Source organism: Magnetospira sp. QH-2 (assembly GCF_000968135.1).
Classification (GTDB): domain Bacteria; phylum Pseudomonadota; class Alphaproteobacteria; order Rhodospirillales; family Magnetospiraceae; genus Magnetospira.
Map to the genome: position 1 here is coordinate 2,362,165 of NZ_FO538765.1, position 16,106 is coordinate 2,378,270.

General features: G+C 58.6%; 11 protein-coding genes. 9 read left to right on the forward strand and 2 right to left on the reverse strand.

The window, feature by feature from the left end; all coding sequences use genetic code 11:
- Positions 1 to 25 precede the first annotated feature (25 nt).
- From MGMAQ_RS11175 to MGMAQ_RS11205, 7 genes are all read left to right on the forward strand, one after another.
- Positions 26 to 985 (forward strand): GTP-binding protein, encoded by a 960-nt coding sequence (locus MGMAQ_RS11175; RefSeq protein WP_046021605.1) that lies wholly within the window; start codon positions 26 to 28, stop codon positions 983 to 985.
- On the forward strand, positions 967 to 2,073 hold the full coding sequence (locus MGMAQ_RS11180) for a WD40 repeat domain-containing protein (protein WP_052716336.1): 1,107 nt from the start codon (positions 967 to 969) through the stop codon (positions 2,071 to 2,073). Before MGMAQ_RS11175 ends, MGMAQ_RS11180 begins: the two co-directional genes overlap by 19 nt.
- Positions 2,074 to 2,096: 23 nt before the next feature.
- Positions 2,097 to 2,765 (forward strand): energy-coupling factor ABC transporter permease, encoded by a 669-nt coding sequence (locus MGMAQ_RS11185; RefSeq protein WP_046021606.1) that lies wholly within the window; start codon positions 2,097 to 2,099, stop codon positions 2,763 to 2,765.
- Positions 2,762 to 3,064, forward strand: coding sequence for an energy-coupling factor ABC transporter substrate-binding protein (locus tag MGMAQ_RS11190; RefSeq protein ID WP_046021607.1), 303 nt, complete (start codon positions 2,762 to 2,764; stop codon positions 3,062 to 3,064). Before MGMAQ_RS11185 ends, MGMAQ_RS11190 begins: the two co-directional genes overlap by 4 nt.
- A gap of 12 nt (positions 3,065 to 3,076) precedes the next feature.
- A complete protein-coding gene (cbiQ, locus tag MGMAQ_RS11195; protein WP_046021608.1) occupies positions 3,077 to 3,835 on the forward strand; it encodes a cobalt ECF transporter T component CbiQ in 759 nt (252 codons plus the stop codon).
- Positions 3,832 to 4,683 carry an energy-coupling factor ABC transporter ATP-binding protein gene (locus MGMAQ_RS11200; protein ID WP_158498838.1) on the forward strand — a complete coding sequence of 284 codons (852 nt, stop codon included), beginning with the start codon at positions 3,832 to 3,834 and terminating at the stop codon, positions 4,681 to 4,683. Before cbiQ ends, MGMAQ_RS11200 begins: the two co-directional genes overlap by 4 nt.
- 97 nt (positions 4,684 to 4,780) lie before the next feature.
- On the forward strand, positions 4,781 to 8,035 hold the full coding sequence (locus tag MGMAQ_RS11205; RefSeq protein WP_046021609.1) for a DM9 repeat-containing protein: 3,255 nt from the start codon (positions 4,781 to 4,783) through the stop codon (positions 8,033 to 8,035).
- Between the two features lie 9 nt (positions 8,036 to 8,044).
- Here MGMAQ_RS11205 and MGMAQ_RS11210 read toward each other — a convergent pair whose 3' ends face one another.
- Together MGMAQ_RS11210 and MGMAQ_RS11220 are read right to left on the reverse strand one after the other, a co-directional pair.
- The gene (locus tag MGMAQ_RS11210; protein ID WP_148560930.1) at positions 8,045 to 10,648 is read right to left on the reverse strand and encodes a tectonin domain-containing protein; all 2,604 of its coding nucleotides are present in this window, start codon (positions 10,646 to 10,648) and stop codon (positions 8,045 to 8,047) included.
- 35 nt (positions 10,649 to 10,683) lie between these two features.
- Positions 10,684 to 12,579, reverse strand: coding sequence for a type II and III secretion system protein (locus MGMAQ_RS11220; protein ID WP_082085395.1), 1,896 nt, complete (start codon positions 12,577 to 12,579; stop codon positions 10,684 to 10,686).
- Positions 12,580 to 12,964: 385 nt separating this feature from the next.
- On the opposite strand from MGMAQ_RS11220, the gene MGMAQ_RS11225 reads away from it, so the two are divergent.
- Positions 12,965 to 13,933: a D-2-hydroxyacid dehydrogenase gene (locus MGMAQ_RS11225; protein WP_046021613.1), complete on the forward strand. Its 969-nt coding sequence runs from the start codon at positions 12,965 to 12,967 to the stop codon at positions 13,931 to 13,933.
- Between the two features lie 259 nt (positions 13,934 to 14,192).
- The gene (locus tag MGMAQ_RS19630; RefSeq protein WP_052716339.1) at positions 14,193 to 16,037 is read left to right on the forward strand and encodes a PocR ligand-binding domain-containing protein; all 1,845 of its coding nucleotides are present in this window, start codon (positions 14,193 to 14,195) and stop codon (positions 16,035 to 16,037) included.
- The last annotated feature ends 69 nt before the right edge of the window (positions 16,038 to 16,106 follow it).

The window sequence follows — 16,106 nt, forward strand, 5'->3', positions numbered from 1 at the left end:
CAACAGTCAAAGGAGATTGCGCGCCATGTCGAAAGTCCCCGTGACCCTGCTCACCGGCTACCTGGGTGCCGGTAAAACCACGCTTCTCAACCGGATCCTCACCGAAAACCACGGCAAGAAATACGCTGTCATCGTCAACGAGTTCGGCGAGGAAGGCATCGACAACGAACTGGTAATCGGTGCCGACGAGGAAGTATTCGAGATGAATAACGGGTGCATCTGTTGCACCGTGCGCGGGGATCTGATTCGCATCATTGGCAATCTTTTGAAACGACCAGACCAATTTGATGGCATGCTCATCGAAACCACCGGCCTGGCCGACCCGGCGCCCGTGGTGCAGACCTTCTTCGTCGACGAAGATATCAAGGACGAACTCGCCCTTGATTCAGTGGTGACCCTGGTGGACGCCGCCCATTTCCTCGACCGGGTGGATGATTCCCACGAAGCCGAGGAACAGGTGGCTTTCGCCGATCTGATCTTGCTCAACAAGGTGGACCTGGTGGATGCCGCCGGGCTGGCGGCTGTGCACAAACGGGTCCGCGAACTGAACCGCTTCGCAAAAATCATCGAGACGGAAAAGTCCGCCGTCCCGCTGGACATGGTCATGGATCAGGGCGCCTTCGACCTGCAACGGGCCTTGGAAGTGGACCCGGGATTCCTGGAAGAGGAAGACCATGATCACGACGACAGCATTTCCAGCGTCTCCCTGACCGCCCGGGCTCCCGTGGTGGCCGAGAAATTCTCCGCATGGATCCGCAACCTGATCATGACCCGGGGCACCGATATTTTCCGCTCCAAGGGGATCTTATCCCTGGAAGGTCAAGAAAACCGCTATGTATTCCAAGGCGTTCACATGGTCATGGACAGCGACTGGAGTGCCCCCTGGGGCGACGACGAACGCAACAGCCGCCTGGTGCTGATCGGGCGCGATCTGGACGGATCGCTTCTGCAGAAGGAGTTCGAGGCATGTACTCAGGCTGTGTAAAACCAGGCTGCGAGGATCCCGGCTGCGGCGAAGGCGGCATTGATGCCGGGGCCATGGTGGTCTCGCCGGATGTCACGTCCGAGGAATTCGACCTCGGCGCCTATGTAAATGGGGTCTGCCATGGTCCGCGATCCAACAAGGTGGCGGTTGGTCTTGGAGATGGCCGGGTATTGGCCGCCCCGATCTCTCGCATGGACGCGTTGAAAGAGATCAGTCGCCACGAAGGGGTGGTTTCAGCCCTGGCTCCTTTTGGCGAGGGCTTCATTTCGGGCGGTGACGATGGGCGCGTGCTGTTCAGCCGACCTGACGGTGGTGTCGAGGAACTGCATCACTTCGAGGATCAATGGGTCGAACACATGGCGGTTCACGAAGCAACCGGCACCATCGCCGTCACCGTGGGTCGTGATATCCATCTTCTCGATCGAGACGGCAACGCGGTTGGCGTTTGCGGGCCTCATCAAAGCACCCTTTCCGGCTTGGCGCTATCGGCAGATGGAACCATGGTCGCGGCCTCCCACTACGATGGGGCCACCCTTTGGACCGCTGGGGCCGACAAGCCCTCCAACAAGCTCTATTGGAAAGGCTCCCATACCGGTGTCACGCTGAGCCCCAACAATCGGTATCTGGTCACCGCGACCCAGGAAAAGGAACTCCACTGCTGGAATCTCGAGACCGGCAAGGACATGAAAATGAGCGGTTATCCGGCGAAGATCCGATCATTGGATTGGACACATGACGGGCGTTTCCTTGCTGCCGCCGGGGCCGATGTGCTGACCAGTTGGTCCTTTGACGGATCGGGGCCATCCGGCAGGCCGCCACTGGAACTGGGCTATGTCTTCAACGCCGTCGTCTCGTCGGTCGCCGTCCACCCGCATCTACCCCTTGTTATCGGAGGCTACGACAGCGGCACGGTTTTGATCGGCGATATCGAGCGAGGAGATGCTCTGATCGCCCGGCCAACCGGGCAAGGGTCGATTACCGCCACCTGTTGGGGCGGTGATACCCATACCGCCATTTGCGGCACCGCGGATGGCAAATTGGCCTGTATGACGATCAGTGGCGAAATGCTACAGCGTCCTGTATCTTGATCCCGATTCTGGGGGACTGAACCATGCATATTGTTGAAGGCTACCTTCCCATCGAACACGCGATCGGCTGGAGCCTTGCCGCCGCGCCGTTCGTCGCCTACAGCGTTCGAAAGACCAGCAAGCTGTTGGCCGAGAAGCCTCAATTGAAGCTTTTATTTGCCGCTTCTGGTGCCTTTGCCTTTGTCTTGTCGGCATTGAAGCTGCCGTCGGTCACGGGCAGCACCTCCCATCCCACCGGTATCGGTATGGGGACCGTCTTGTTCGGACCGGCGGTGATGCCGTTGATCGGTAGTATTGTATTGGTGTTTCAAGCCCTGTTGCTGGCTCATGGAGGCCTTACGACATTGGGCGCCAATATCTTTTCGCTTGCCGTGGTCGGACCTTGGCTTGCCTGGATGGTCTATCGGGGTCTGATGGGGATGAATGCCAACCTATCGGTTGCCGTGTTCATGGCGGCCATCGTGGCCAATCTGGGCACCTACATGACCACGGCCACGCAGTTGGCCTTGGCCTTTCCCGACCCAATCAGCGGCATCGGCGGCTCAATGATCAAATTCACCAGCGTCTTTGCTCTGACTCAGGTGCCCTTGGCGATCAGCGAGGCCCTCCTGACCGTTGTGGTCATCAATCTCCTGCGCACCAATGCCATGCAGGAGTTGGTGCTATTGAAGTTTGCCGGGAGGCAAGGATGAACGCGTCATCTACCAATATTTTGTTGCTGCTGGCCGCCGTGGCGGTGATTGCCGTGCCGTTGCTGCTGGGGATCGACGGCGAGTACGCCGGTACCGATGGTCAGGCGGTGGGCGTGATCGAGGATACCTCGCCCAATTACAAGCCCTGGGTCGACCATGTCTGGAGCCCGCCTTCCGGAGAAGTGGAGAGTATGCTATTCACGCTACAGGCCGCTTTGGGAGCCGGACTTTTGGGCTACTTCATCGGTTCACGGAGAGCCCGCCGCAAAGCGGAGAATTCGACGGTGGAAACCGAATGAGGTCGGACAACCATGCGGTTCCTGGATGCCAGTGCCCACTGCAACGGGTGGTCCCATCACCATGCAGGTGAAAAGCTGCTGTTCGCCTTCGGGATGATCGCAATTCTGTACGTCGCTGATCCTCTCGCAGCTGCTCCCCTGGTTGCCTTGGTAATGGCCTGCGCGGCTTGGCTGGGCGCCGGCGTACCATTGCCCACCTACTTGAAAACAGTCGCGATTCCCGCCGGGTTTCTGATCGTCAGCCTACCGATACTGCTGATCTCGGTTTCCTGGACCCCTGCGTTTCAGATCACTTTGGCCTGGGAGACCCTGACGGCCAGCGGACAGGTCTTGGCCCGGGCCCTGGGTGCCATGAGCTGCCTTGCATTTTTGATCCTGACCACCCCTGCCCCCAGAATTCTGGTTTTTTTCGGCGCCCGCGGATTGCCCAAACCGGTGTTGGAGATGGTATTTCTAATCTATCGCTTCTCCTTCATCCTGTTCGATCAACTGGTCAACGGGTTCCGCTCTCAACAGGCTCGCGGTGGCTATGACAACCTGAGGACCGGCTTATCCTCCAGCGGTCTCCTTGCTTCAACCTTGCTGGGTCGCGCCCTGGCCCAGGGACGCCGCATGGAAGCCGGGTTGGCTTGTCGCGGGTTCGAGGGCAGTTTTGAAACCGTATCGCGCGGAGGCACCCTCTCCTATCGCCGCCTTGGTTTCATTGGTGCTGGATTGATACTTGTTCTAGCGGCCAGCCTCTGGATGGAGCAGGGAATGCCATGGACATGAAAGGGCAGACTTTGCCTGCCATGGAAGTCCGCGGTGTCACCTATCGTTACCCCGGTGGCGACTTCGGGCTGAGCGATTTGAATCTGACCATCCGCCGCAGGCGGCGGCTGGCGGTCCTGGGTGCCAATGGATCGGGGAAATCAACCCTGCTCATGCATTTGAACGGAGCCTTGAAACCGGACAAGGGCGAGATCCTGCTGGATGATGCACCCATGGGCTATGGACGGGCGCAACTTCGGGACTGGCGGCAGCGCGTAGGGGTGGTTTTACAGAACCCCGATGACATGCTGTTTGCCACCACTGTCTACGAAGATGTGGCCTATGGTCCAAAAAACCGGGGCCTTCCCGTTTCCGACGTCGAGACGATAACCACCCGGGTATTGGCGTGGCTGGATCTATCCGAGTTGGCTGACCGCCCTCCTCATATGCTCAGCTACGGACAGAGAAAACGAGTGGCCATCGCGGGTATTGTGGCCATGGAACCTCAGGTGATCGTGCTGGACGAACCAACGGCCGGATTGGATTCCTGGGCATCAAAAAAACTGATCGAATGCCTCGATCGATTGGAAGAAACCGGGACCACGTTTGTCTTCGCAACCCACGACGCGCACCTCGTGTTGGAATGGGCCGACGACGTCGCCTTGTTCAAGGACGGCTCGGTGGTTTTTCAGGGAACCACGACCGAATACGTGCAGCGGTCCGACCGGATGGATGACCCGGGCATCCCCAGGCCCGCCGTGTTCGGATTTCTAGATCTCCTCTTTGCCGACGAACGGTTTGACGCCCAAGAGAGGGACGCTGCACGGGAGAAATATATTTCCTTCCTGCGCGGGTCCACCCTCGGATAATCTGATGTCGATCCAAGGTGGGAGATCAGTTGTATTTCCGGATCGGTGGAGAGTAATTCCAGAAAACTAACCCTATGATAAACCTCGGAGGCTTATTTTGCGGCATGGTGTTGGACTGACGATCGGCTTCGGACTTTTAGTCTCCCTGCTTTTCCCGGCGAGCGCCTTTGCCGCCCCCGCCCAATGGATCGCGGTCAAAAACGGTAAGCTGCCGACTAATAGCGTCATCGGTGGGTCAATCCCAGGACGCAAGTTCGCCGTCTGTCGGTCGCAGTTCCAGAACGGCAAGCACATCGGCAAGGTCGCCAAGGGCGTCTGCTCTTTCGGCTGGGGCTGGAAGGAGCAGAAGGCCACCAAGGATTTCGAGGTTCTGGTCGCACCCGCGCCATCGATCAAATGGGTTCCCGCCAAGGGAAGCAAGCCACCCAAAGGCAGCCTCGTCGGCGGCGCCAACGATCAACGGGTCTGCCGCGCCAAGCACAAGGAAGGCACCTACCCGGGTAAAACCTACAAGGGGAAGTGCAATATCCCCTATCGGGGCAAGGAAGTGGCCAAGGCGCCGTTCGACTATCTGGTGGTCACGGCTGAAAAACCGGCTGAAAAACCCTCGCAAACCCTCAAATCCCTGAGCGAGCTGCCTTTCGACGCCAAGAACCTGAAGAAGACCGTCGAGGGAAACCTGCTTTCCAGGATCCCCCTGGTCGGATCCGACTTGGTCAGCCAGATCGCCACGATCTTCGCCGCCAACAGTCAGGCCAAATGGGCCGAATACGAGAATTACTATGGCACCCGGCTGACCTGGAAGCAGAAGCATCACCTCTGGCTGTTTATCGAAAAGCCCGCCGGGGCGACCAAGGGGACCGGTGGGTCGGGTGTCGGCGCCAGCATGTTCCTGCATATTCCGGGGCGCCTCACCCCCAACCTGCCGGGCCGGGTCTTGGCCCTGTTCAAGGGCGCGGACCTGGAACACCTGATTGTCTCCGGCGTGGCCACGGGACCGAAGGAGACAAACCGCGACAGCCGCAAGCGCGAGGATATCAAGGTCGCCGACCTGCCCAAGCCCTTGCGCGAGCGGATCAAGAAAACCTACAAGGGCATGGTCTCATTCCCGCCCGCCATTCAAGCCCTGGCCTCCATCGAGGCCAAAGGGCTGCTTAAGGGAGCCCTGGACTCCTTCGGCTTTCCCCACAAGGACCTGACCCTGCGTGTCGGCATGGAACAACCGGAATACAGCGTCATGGGAAATGACGGGGGAGACGAACCGGAAGAGGCCGGAGGCGACGATTCCGGACAAACCTTCTACGCCGAACTGATCCGACGCGGCAAATGGAGCAAGCCGTTTAATCTGGCCGGGGTAACCCTGTGGGATTCCACGGTGGGCATCAACACCGAGTTGAAGATGCTGGTCTCCGGCCATGGCACCATCAACAAGAACAACAAGGCGGTGCTCTATTACAATGGCCCCTTCCCACGCCAAAACGTGCCGCCCAGCGAGTTCAAGGATCTGGCCTTCGCCTTGGGCGCCGCCGAGATTTCCTATGCTCAGTACCTGAACCTCATGCTGTCGCTGCAGGTGCCGACTTCACCGGGCAAGAGCCTCAATTTCATCAACGATGTGGGCGGCTTCTTCAATGGCGCGGGCAAGCTGTTGCGCGATGGGGCCTCAAAGCTGCCCTTGGGCGTGTTGAAGATCACCCACAATCCCTTACGCGGCTACAAGCCGAAATCCGGCGATTTTCCACCGCCTAGAATGTTCAATATCCACGCCATCGGCCCCGATGGATCCATGGGCGAAGGCAAGGACGAGCGCAAGGGCCCGCTGATTGCCCTGCGCGGCCATGGGACGCTGCTGGGCAAGAATCTGGCCGACTTCAACGGGGAACTGTCCCGAAGCGGCTTGGAAGCCCGGGGCGGCTTCGGCGACAAAATCAAGCTGGGGCCGTTTGGATCCATCGGGACAACGGGCAACGTGAGCACCTACATCGGCCCGGACAAGACCAAGCCGTTGCACCTGTCCTTGTCGGGGGACCTGAAGGCGGGGCCGCTGGCAAACCGGTCATTTAGAACCTCGTTCAACAAGAACGGCGCCCACTTCCACAGCCCGGCGGAGTGCGCCACGGCGTTCGTCGTCAAGGCCGAGGTGGGATCGGCGAACCTGGGAAGACTGTCTTTCGACTCGCTGCCGCTCAAGGTGGTTCCCAAGCCGGGCATGGTCGCCGAATGCGCCGCCAAAGGCCTCAAGGATGCCGCCGAGTACACGGCCAAAATGGCCAAAAAAGGGGTCCAGGCAGCGGCTAGCGCGGCGAAAGTCGGCACCAAGGGCGCAAAAAAGGCCCTCAGACAATTGAACAAGGCGGCGAATGCGGCAAAAAAAGCCGCCGAGGCCATGAAAAACGCCGATCAGGCCGCCCAAGCCGCCGTGGAAATGTCCTTCGCCGCCGTCGGTGGCGTAAAAAACGTACTCAACAGCACCTTTAAGGCCGTAGTCAATGTGGCCGACAAGGCATCCTGTTTCTTCAAAAGCTGCAACCTGCCGCACATTCCCGGCAAATGGAGCAACCCGGAAATCTTCACCAAGGATATTGTCGATCTCAGCCTGACCTATGAGAACGACCTGCTCTATGTGCTGCGTGACGGACGGGCCTTCCGCCATCGCATGAACCGCGACGGGGATGGCCGCTATCGCAAGTTCCAGGGCGCCCAGGAGATCAAGCGGCCCAAAGGCGCGGCGCTGTTCCGTATCGACGGGGTGATCGGATCGGGCCAGTACCCCACCGGAGCGGTGGCCCTTGACCGCAATGGGCGGGTCTATTTCAGCTCCTCCCGGGGCCAGCCGTTCAAGCCGGCCCAGGGCACCATGCGGGCCATGGACGTGAGTGCCAGTGCCACCCATATCTGGATCGCCCGCGCCGACGGCCCCAAAGGTGGCATGATCATGCGCGCGCCCCTCGATCAGTTCCCCAACTTCAGTTGGGAAACGTCGAACGGTGTTGGATTGCGGGTCGACGCCACGCGGGATAACAGAGCCTGGATTCTGGCCCATGACCCGAAGTCACCGATCAAGCAGTGGCGAGTCTGGGAGCCGAAGAGCCACTACAACAATTGGGCGCCGCAGCAGGCCTGGGGCGTGGAGATCACCACCAGTTCCGACAAGACGCCGAAGATCTGGCTGACCCAGATGGCCAGCAAGTACGGCGGTCCGCTGTTCAACTGGACCGGCAACGGTTCCAAGTACCAGCAGTTCCATGGTGGGGGAACCCTCATCGCGGCGGGGCGCAACGGCACCATGGCCATGGTCAATGGCTATGGGCGGGCCTATCTGGCGGTGAACAGCTATTCCAAGGTGGAATAGCCGGACGGCTCAATCGCGGGCCTTCTTGATCACCGGCGTGTTGCTTTCGTTGAACCAGGGGCGCCCCTCGGCATCCACGGCCACCCAATGGCTGGTGGTGTTGTTCACCTTATCGAACGTGCCGTTGGTACCGTTCCATTTACGCAGCACATTGCTGTCGTCGGAAATGTAGACGGTGCCGGTCACATCGCTGATACCGATGGTCAGGGCTTTGTTGATTTTGTTGGTCGGGCGGAACTCGAACTTACTGCCGGTCCATTGGTTGACGTAGCTCTGCTGGTCGATCATCCAGACATCGCCGCCGGGCCCCACGGCGATATAGTTCAGGTCCGTGTCGGTGCTCCACTTGGTGAAGGTTTCCTCATCCGGGCCCTTTGTGTAGAGGTAGTAGTTGCTGAGGGCATCAAAGACAACCACATAGACGGTCCCATCCGCCCCCACGGCAATATCCGATGGCGTGAGGCTGCTGGAGATCGTGTATTCCTTCAGCGCATTATTGCGTTCACGGAAAATACCGGTTGTCGGGTTGGAAGTAACCGCCCAGATATCGCCATTCAGTCCAATATCGTAATCGGTGAAATCATAGGAGTTGCTGAAGAATGTGGTTTCTTCGTCGACGAACTTCCGTTTGCCGCTGTTGTACTTTTCCAGGTCTCCGCCCACCGTATAGGCCCAGATAACGCCGTCCGGATCCGATTGCAGCAAGGCATATTGGCCGCCAACCAGGGCCGTGAAACTGACTGTCTCGAATTTCATGTTCTTGGAAAAGGTGAAACCCGAGGCCTGGGTGGACACCACCGCCGCCGTATCACCGCTGCCGGTGGTGTCCCCGGTACTGCGGATACTGGCCACCCGGTCGCCGGCCTCGTCGCGATCGAAAAACTTCGAAGCCAGAGCCAGATTGGCAGAGGTCACCACCCACGGATACCCTTTGGGGCCAACCGCCACGGACAGCGGTGTATGGCCGGTGATATTGATTTTTTCAAATCTCTGTTTCTGGGCATCGAAGCGCATCAACTGATTGATATCAGACACAATGAAGACACTGCCATCCGGACCAACGGATAGGCTGATGGCTTTTTGCGAATATACCTTGCAAGGCGTGCTGTCACAGCGCTGAACAAGCTTGTCGGTGCGGATGGTCCAAGGGGTGCCGTCGGGCGCCAGAGCGACCACCGCCACATTGGTGCCCGAGATGAGATCGAAGCGGGTCATGGCCGCATTGAGCTTGTACAGACGCCCCAAGGCATCCGCCGCGACAACGTCTCCCTTGGATGAGATCGAGAGGTCCGACGCCGTGGCATTGACAATCTGCTTCCAGGCCAACCCCGTGTGACGGAAAACGCGCCCCAGTGCCGAGATGCCCCAAGGGTTGCCATCGGGATCCACGGCCAGTCGGACCAAAGAACCCGGGAAACTTTCGAAACGACTGCGGCTGTTGGACCACTTGGCCAAATTGCCGCCCGAGACCAGGGAAAATACGCTGCCGTCTTTGCCAATGGCCAATTGGGTCACCGATTTGCGGGTGTTGGTGAACGTCAGATCGCCGCTGGCGGAAGTAGCGGCGGGATCCACTCCCCCGTCGATGTCGCCGATAGTCGGATTGACCGAGCCCGGTGCTTGCGCCGTCTGGGCGGTGGCGGCTTCGGCCTGAACCGGTTTGGCTACGATTTTCGAGGCTTGCACTGGGGCCGCATCGGCGGGAAGCGCGGCGGGTACCGGCGCGACGACCGGCGGCGCCTGAAGGTCCGAGGCGATGGCCGGATCCGCCCTGGCTTCCCGAGCCCGGGGCACACTGGCCTTGGGGGTCTCGGCTTCGCCTTCCTCCTTACGGATTTTCTCCGGCGCGACCAGCAAGGTAGTGGCCATGATGGTTCCGTTAGCAAGCACCGCCCAAGGGCCGCCGTCGGGGGCGGCCGCAATCCCTATGGCATTATTGACTCCCTCGACCAAAACCCAGCGCCCCTGGGTCGGCTTCCAGGTCCGCACCCGGCCTTCGCCATCGGCAATGACGGCCACATCTTTGCCGTTGACCTCGATATCTCTGGCGCGACCGGGCAGATCCACCCATTGGGTGCCATCGTGAAAGTGGATGGCCCGGTCCTTGTCGATGATCCAGGGATGTCCCGCCGTATCCAAGGCAATCCGCACCGCGCTGCCCGGCTGGTCCCGCCATTCGCTGCGGAGCGGGTTCCATTTCTGGATGCGCCCGTCCTGGCGGGCGATATAAACATTGCCCAGGGCATCCGCGCCCACGTCGGCCACCTCCGTGGCCTTGTTTTCCCACCACAGCCCGTTGTAGCGGAAGACCACGCCTTCTCGATCAATGGCCCAGGGGCGGTTGCCGGTGGCCGCCGAAATACGGACGAAGCGGCCCGACATGGGGCGCCAGCGCTGCTGCTCGGCGTCCCAGCGCCAGGGCCGTCCGTCGGGGGCGAGGCGATAGGCCTGCCCTTCGGTATTGATCGACAAATCGATGGTCTTGCCGGGTACCTCGGTCCAAAGGGGGCCGGACGGTGGATTTTCCTGCGCCCGGATCGACGACGAAAGGAGACCGACCAACAAGGCCAGTCCGATCATTCGCCACGGAAATCGGGTCGGAGATCGGCTCACGGAAGCCCCCTCTTCAAATCACTGTTAGCCGGAACTCAATTGGCCAGAATCCGGTTCTTCAGTGCCGCCAGGGACTGTCGCGCTGCCTTGGTTTGCTGCCAGGATTGGACCTGTACGTCGCCGACACGGAACTCTTCGAAGAACTCCCGGCCTTGCAGTTTATCAACAATCTGGTTGAAAGTCGGGCGCGGCGTGAACCAGTCTTTGTGACGCTGTTCCAACCGTTCCAGATCCCGCTCCAGGTCCGACAAGGTGGCGTCGATCTGCGCCCGATCCTCGGCTGAACGGCGCGTATACTGCGGCCGTCGAGGAGTCATGAGAATCAGGATGGACCGCTCGAATTCACGTTCGACCCGTTCGGAGAAAAAGTATTTCAGACCCGGCACATCCATCAGCCCCGGGACACCGTCGGAGCTTTTCGATGTCTCGCGCTCGCTCAAGCCGCCGAGGATCAGAGTTTCACCAAACTTCATGGTGACCGTGGAATTGACGTTGGTCTTGGTAGTATCAAGCCGGAACTCGAAGACGACGGAGTTTGATGGGTCAGTCAAGAACGTCCGCTCCGCAACCACATGCAGTCGCAACCGGTCATTGGGCAGGATTTCCGGAGTCACCGCCAGCTTGACACCCACTTCCTTTTGGACCGATACGCTGTCGCCATTGCCACCGGACACAGCGGCAGCCAGGATCTCGGTACCGGAAAAGAATTCCGAAGTTTGTCCGGCTTGCGCCACCAAGCTGGGCTTAGCCAGGATCTGGTTATTGGAGTCCAGGGAATTGGCGATATTCAGGGAATATGTCACCGCCGGAATACCGATCATGCTGGTGATGGTTTGAGTGCTCTCCGCCAGCCCTGATTCCAACCAATCATTCTTGCGCGAGGTGTTGATACCCCAGGCCAGCGTGCCCGCTTGCGGATCGCCAAACTGCAACTGCAACCCGTTGAGCAGATTAACACCCCGGGAATCGCGCACATCCTCTTGGGTACCGATCAACACCACATCGACCACAACCATGTCCGGTTCAGTACCGGCGGCGGCGTCCTGGCCCGCTTCGTTGCCATAGTCCTGAGCTGCTCCATCGGGCTGTCCATACGGATCTTCGGCAGGAGCGCCATAGGGGTCGTCCGACGGCGTGGCGTATGGATCATCTTGGCCGAACTGGGCCATCAGCACCTTGGCATCGTTTTCATAAAAGGCGTTCCAGCCGTTGACCCGGCGTTCCAGCATTTTGGTACTCTGGGCATCGGCCACCACGTTCCGATATTGCGACACAAAGGCTTTGGCCCCGTCGCGATCATCCATGGCCGCCAGGGAAAGCGCCGAGGCCTTCAGAACTTGCGGATTCTTCGCCGCTTCCGGGTCCACTTCCATCAGCCGCTTGAGGGCGGCTTCGGTGGTTTGCGGATCGCGGGAATAATAAGAGGACGCCGCCAAGCTGTAGAGGACCGCCGGATCATCGCCACGGTGCAGGGCCACGGCAGCGAAATGGCCGCGGGCCAGGGAATAGCGCCGCTGATCCATATACAGCAGCCCCAACTGATAGCGGGCCGAGAGGTAACCAGGGTTAAATTTGAGCGCTTGCTTATAGCCCTGTTCGGCCAGCCGATACTTGCTGGCATCCCCTGCCACCCCCATGAGGTGATAGGTCAGGCCATTGAGGAATTGCAGGTCCGGATTGGTCACATCAAGCTTGAGGGCCAGATTGATATACCGAGAGGCCTCTTTCAGCTCGCCATCTTCCACCGACTGTAGGCTCAGGGTCACCAGTTCCTTGATGGGATTGCTTTCTTCCGCTGGATTGATACTCGACCGTTCCACCGGCTTCTGGACGCCCTCGCTCACCGCCAAGGAATCCAGGTCCAAGGTCTGACACCCTGAAACCAAAAGCGTTGTACCAAGCAGAACCGCCCGAATTTTACCACTACCCATCAAACGTTTACCCCTCGCTCATTGTTCGTTCTTCATTTTTCATTGTCAGCGTCTTGGCCTACGGAATGAATGGAAAACGGTCGACGATCATTTCTGTGTCGTGCCAGCCCTTCCTCCCGCGACAAGGTTGTCGCTTACCCCGACAGACTGCCCCCCCTTATTGGACGGCGGAATCAATTCCGCATTGGGGATGGAGGTAACAATACAGACCGGATTGTACCCCGACAATTATACTTTCAGCTTAACGACTTATTGTTGCCAGACCTCACCATTAAACACCATGAGCATTTGAATTGCCTTCCGGGATTCCTTCGGGCAAAACTCCGGGAATCTCTTTCGTTTCCCCGACCCGATCCGACCTTTCCATAGACGAGGCCCCCCGATCATGACCGCTCACACAATCGTTTTTCTCGACCGGGATACCATCGCGCCGCAGATCAATCTGCGCCACCCGGCATTCGATCATCAGTGGGTCGAGCATGACCGCACCAGCGTGGATCAGGTGATCGAGCGCCTGGCAGGGGCCACCGTCTGTATCAACAACAAGGTCCCTCTGCGCCGGGAGATTCTGGAACAGCTGCCGAATCTCGAATTGATTGCCATGGCCGCCACCGGGACCGATTGCATCGACAAGGAATACTGCGCCGAGGCGGGAATCACCCTGTCCAACATTCGGGGCTATGCGGACCACACGGTTCCCGAACATACCTTTGCACTGATCCTCGCCTTCGCCCGACAGATCCTGGCCTATCGGCAGGATGTCATTGATGGGAAATGGATCAAGGCCGACCAGTTCTGCTTTTTTGATCACACCATCTGGGAACTGCATGGCAAGCGCCTGGGAATCATCGGCAAAGGCAGCCTCGGAACCGGTGTCGCCGCGTTGGCCAAGGCCTTTGGCATGAAGCCGATGTTCGCCGCCCACAAAGGATCGACGGGCATGGGAGCGCCCTACACGCCCTGGGACGACGTGCTCGAAACCGCTGATGTTCTGACCTTGCATTGCCCGCTCACACCCGCCACCAAGGGCCTTTTGGGCTGGACCGAGTTTCAGGCAATGAAAAAACGACCGCTGATCGTCAATACGGCGCGCGGCGGTCTGATCAACGATGACGATCTGGTCCGGGCCCTGGACGAAAACCTGATTCGCGGTGCCGCCATCGATGTGTCGATGCCCGAGCCTCCGACCATGGACCATCCGATGATGCGCATCGCCGATCGGCCTAATGTCATTTTCACCCCTCATGTGGCCTGGGCCAGTGACGAAGCCATGCAGGCTCTCGCCGATCAACTGATCGACAACATCGAAAACTTTGTTCGGGGCGAACCAAGCAACGTTGTGACGCACCAATAAGAGCCAAAGACTCTTCATTGATCAGGCGCATCGATTCCGGCTGTCGAATTCAAAAAAGATCGGTTCAATCGACCAACTGGCAGCCATCGCGCCATCCATGTCCGACACGCAGCCGCCGTCTACGGCCTATTCCGGTTTCTCGCAACGCAGGCGATTTTTACTGCATAGCCAAGGGGTTCATTGTAAGATTTTTCCAAACTGGTCAAATACAGCAGGCTGCTAAGATACCCCATAACAAATGCCATGATGGAGAGCCCGGGTGAGCGGTGACATACGAGTCGTAAAAGGTGAAGCCGAGGCGCTACCCGACCTACCCGATTTCCTTCAAGACAAATCAGAAAAGTTTCGGACCAACTATGTTTTGCTCAGATCGCTGCTGGAAACAGAGGGCGTCAACCGGATCTTACGGGATTTCAACGCCATGGTCGGCGTTTCCGTGGCGATTATCGATCTCGACGCAAATGTCTTGGCGTCATCGAAATGGCAACGGCTATGCACTGATTTCCACAGGGCCTATCCGGGTACCTGCGAACGCTGCATAGAAAGTGACACGGAACTGGCGAACGAGCTCGAGTCCGGCGCTGAATTTACCATGTATGGCTGCCGAAACGGGCTGGTTGATTGCGCCTCGCCGATCATCATCGAAGGCGAGCATGTGGCCAACCTGTTTATTGGCCAATTCTTGATCAAACAGCCGGACCGAAGCTTCTTCGAGCAGCAGGCCAATACCTTCGGGCTGCCGGTCGCAGACTATATGGGGGCGTTGGACGAGGTGCCGGTAGTCGATGAGGCACGCATCCCACCGATCATGGGGTTCCTGGTCCATTTCGCCAATCTGGTGGCGTCCATGGGATTGGAAAAGCTGCGCTCCTTGCAAATCGAGGAGACGGCGCGGCAAAGCCTCGAGATCCAAGTTGAGGAACGAACCGCGGAATTGCGTCAGGCCGAAGAGCGCTCCCGCCTGCTGCTCGAATCAGTGGGCGAAGGAGTCTTCGGGGTCGACCTGAAAGGCCGCATCACCTTCGTCAATCCGCAGGCCGAAGCGATGCTCGGCTATCGGGCGGAAGAGCTGATTGGCGAACTCGCTCACCCCCTGTTCCACCATACCCGTTCAGACGGTTCGAACTATCCGGTCCACGAATGCTGGATGTTTAAATCCTTCACATTTGGGGAATCCTACCGAATTGATGACGAGGTCCTTTGGCGCAAGGACGGCACCCCTTATGAAATCGAGTATCACAGCACCCCGGTTCGCAGGGGCGAGGAACTGGTTGGTGCGGTGATCTCTTTCATCGATATCTCCCTGCGCAAGGAGGCCGAACGCCAACTGACCAATGCTTATGGCGTGATCACGGGTTCGATTACCTATGCCGGTCGTATTCAGCGGTCTATTCTTCCCGACGATAGCCTTCTGGCGGAAAATCTCGCCGATCACTTCGTGCTCTGGATACCCCGCGACGTCGTTGGTGGCGACATGTACTGGTGCCGTCAATGGGGCGATGGTTTGCTGATTCTGCTGGGTGATTGCACCGGTCACGGTGTCCCGGGAGCTTTCATGACCTTGATCACGAACGGGGCCCTGCGGATCGCCGAAAAGGAAGTCATGCCAGGAGATGTGGCGGACCTGATTTCCAGGATGCACCAGATCATTCAGACCGGTTTGGGACAGCACAAGGATACGAGTGAATCAGATGACGGCCTTGATATGGGGGCCTGCTTCATTCCGGCCGATAAGGCAAAACTGTTTTTTGTCGGCGCACGATTCGAACTATTCGTCACTGAAAAAGGCCATGTTCGGGTTGTAAAAGGAACCCGAAAGGGAATCGGATACTGTGGGATTTCTGCGGATCAGAAATACGAAACGGTGGAAATTGACGTTTGTGACGATCAGACTTTCTATATGAGCACGGATGGCATTGTCGATCAGATCGGCGGCGAACGACGGCGCAGCTTCGGTAAAAAACGGTTCACCCAGCTCCTTGCCGATATATTCGATCAACCGGTAGCTGATCAGAAGGCATCGATTGAGCAAGCTGTTCTCGCGTTTCAAGGGGAAGAAAGCAGGCGGGACGATGTTTCCGTGATTGGATTCAAAGTCGGTTAGGTCGGCTCCAATCGGACCCGTTGGAAACGCGCGGCTTTATTGGAATCGATCACGTTTTTCATGTTTGAT

Coding starts and splice junctions, on each gene's coding strand:
- MGMAQ_RS11190 (WP_046021607.1), top strand. CDS start 2,762: ATGAACGCGTCATCTACCAATATTTTGTTGCTGCTGGCCGCCGTGGCG.
- cbiQ (WP_046021608.1), top strand. CDS start 3,077: ATGCGGTTCCTGGATGCCAGTGCCCACTGCAACGGGTGGTCCCATCAC.
- MGMAQ_RS11220 (WP_082085395.1), bottom strand. CDS start 12,579: ATGGGTAGTGGTAAAATTCGGGCGGTTCTGCTTGGTACAACGCTTTTG.
- MGMAQ_RS11200 (WP_158498838.1), top strand. CDS start 3,832: ATGAAAGGGCAGACTTTGCCTGCCATGGAAGTCCGCGGTGTCACCTAT.
- MGMAQ_RS11225 (WP_046021613.1), top strand. CDS start 12,965: ATGACCGCTCACACAATCGTTTTTCTCGACCGGGATACCATCGCGCCG.
- MGMAQ_RS11185 (WP_046021606.1), top strand. CDS start 2,097: ATGCATATTGTTGAAGGCTACCTTCCCATCGAACACGCGATCGGCTGG.
- MGMAQ_RS11175 (WP_046021605.1), top strand. CDS start 26: ATGTCGAAAGTCCCCGTGACCCTGCTCACCGGCTACCTGGGTGCCGGT.
- MGMAQ_RS11180 (WP_052716336.1), top strand. CDS start 967: ATGTACTCAGGCTGTGTAAAACCAGGCTGCGAGGATCCCGGCTGCGGC.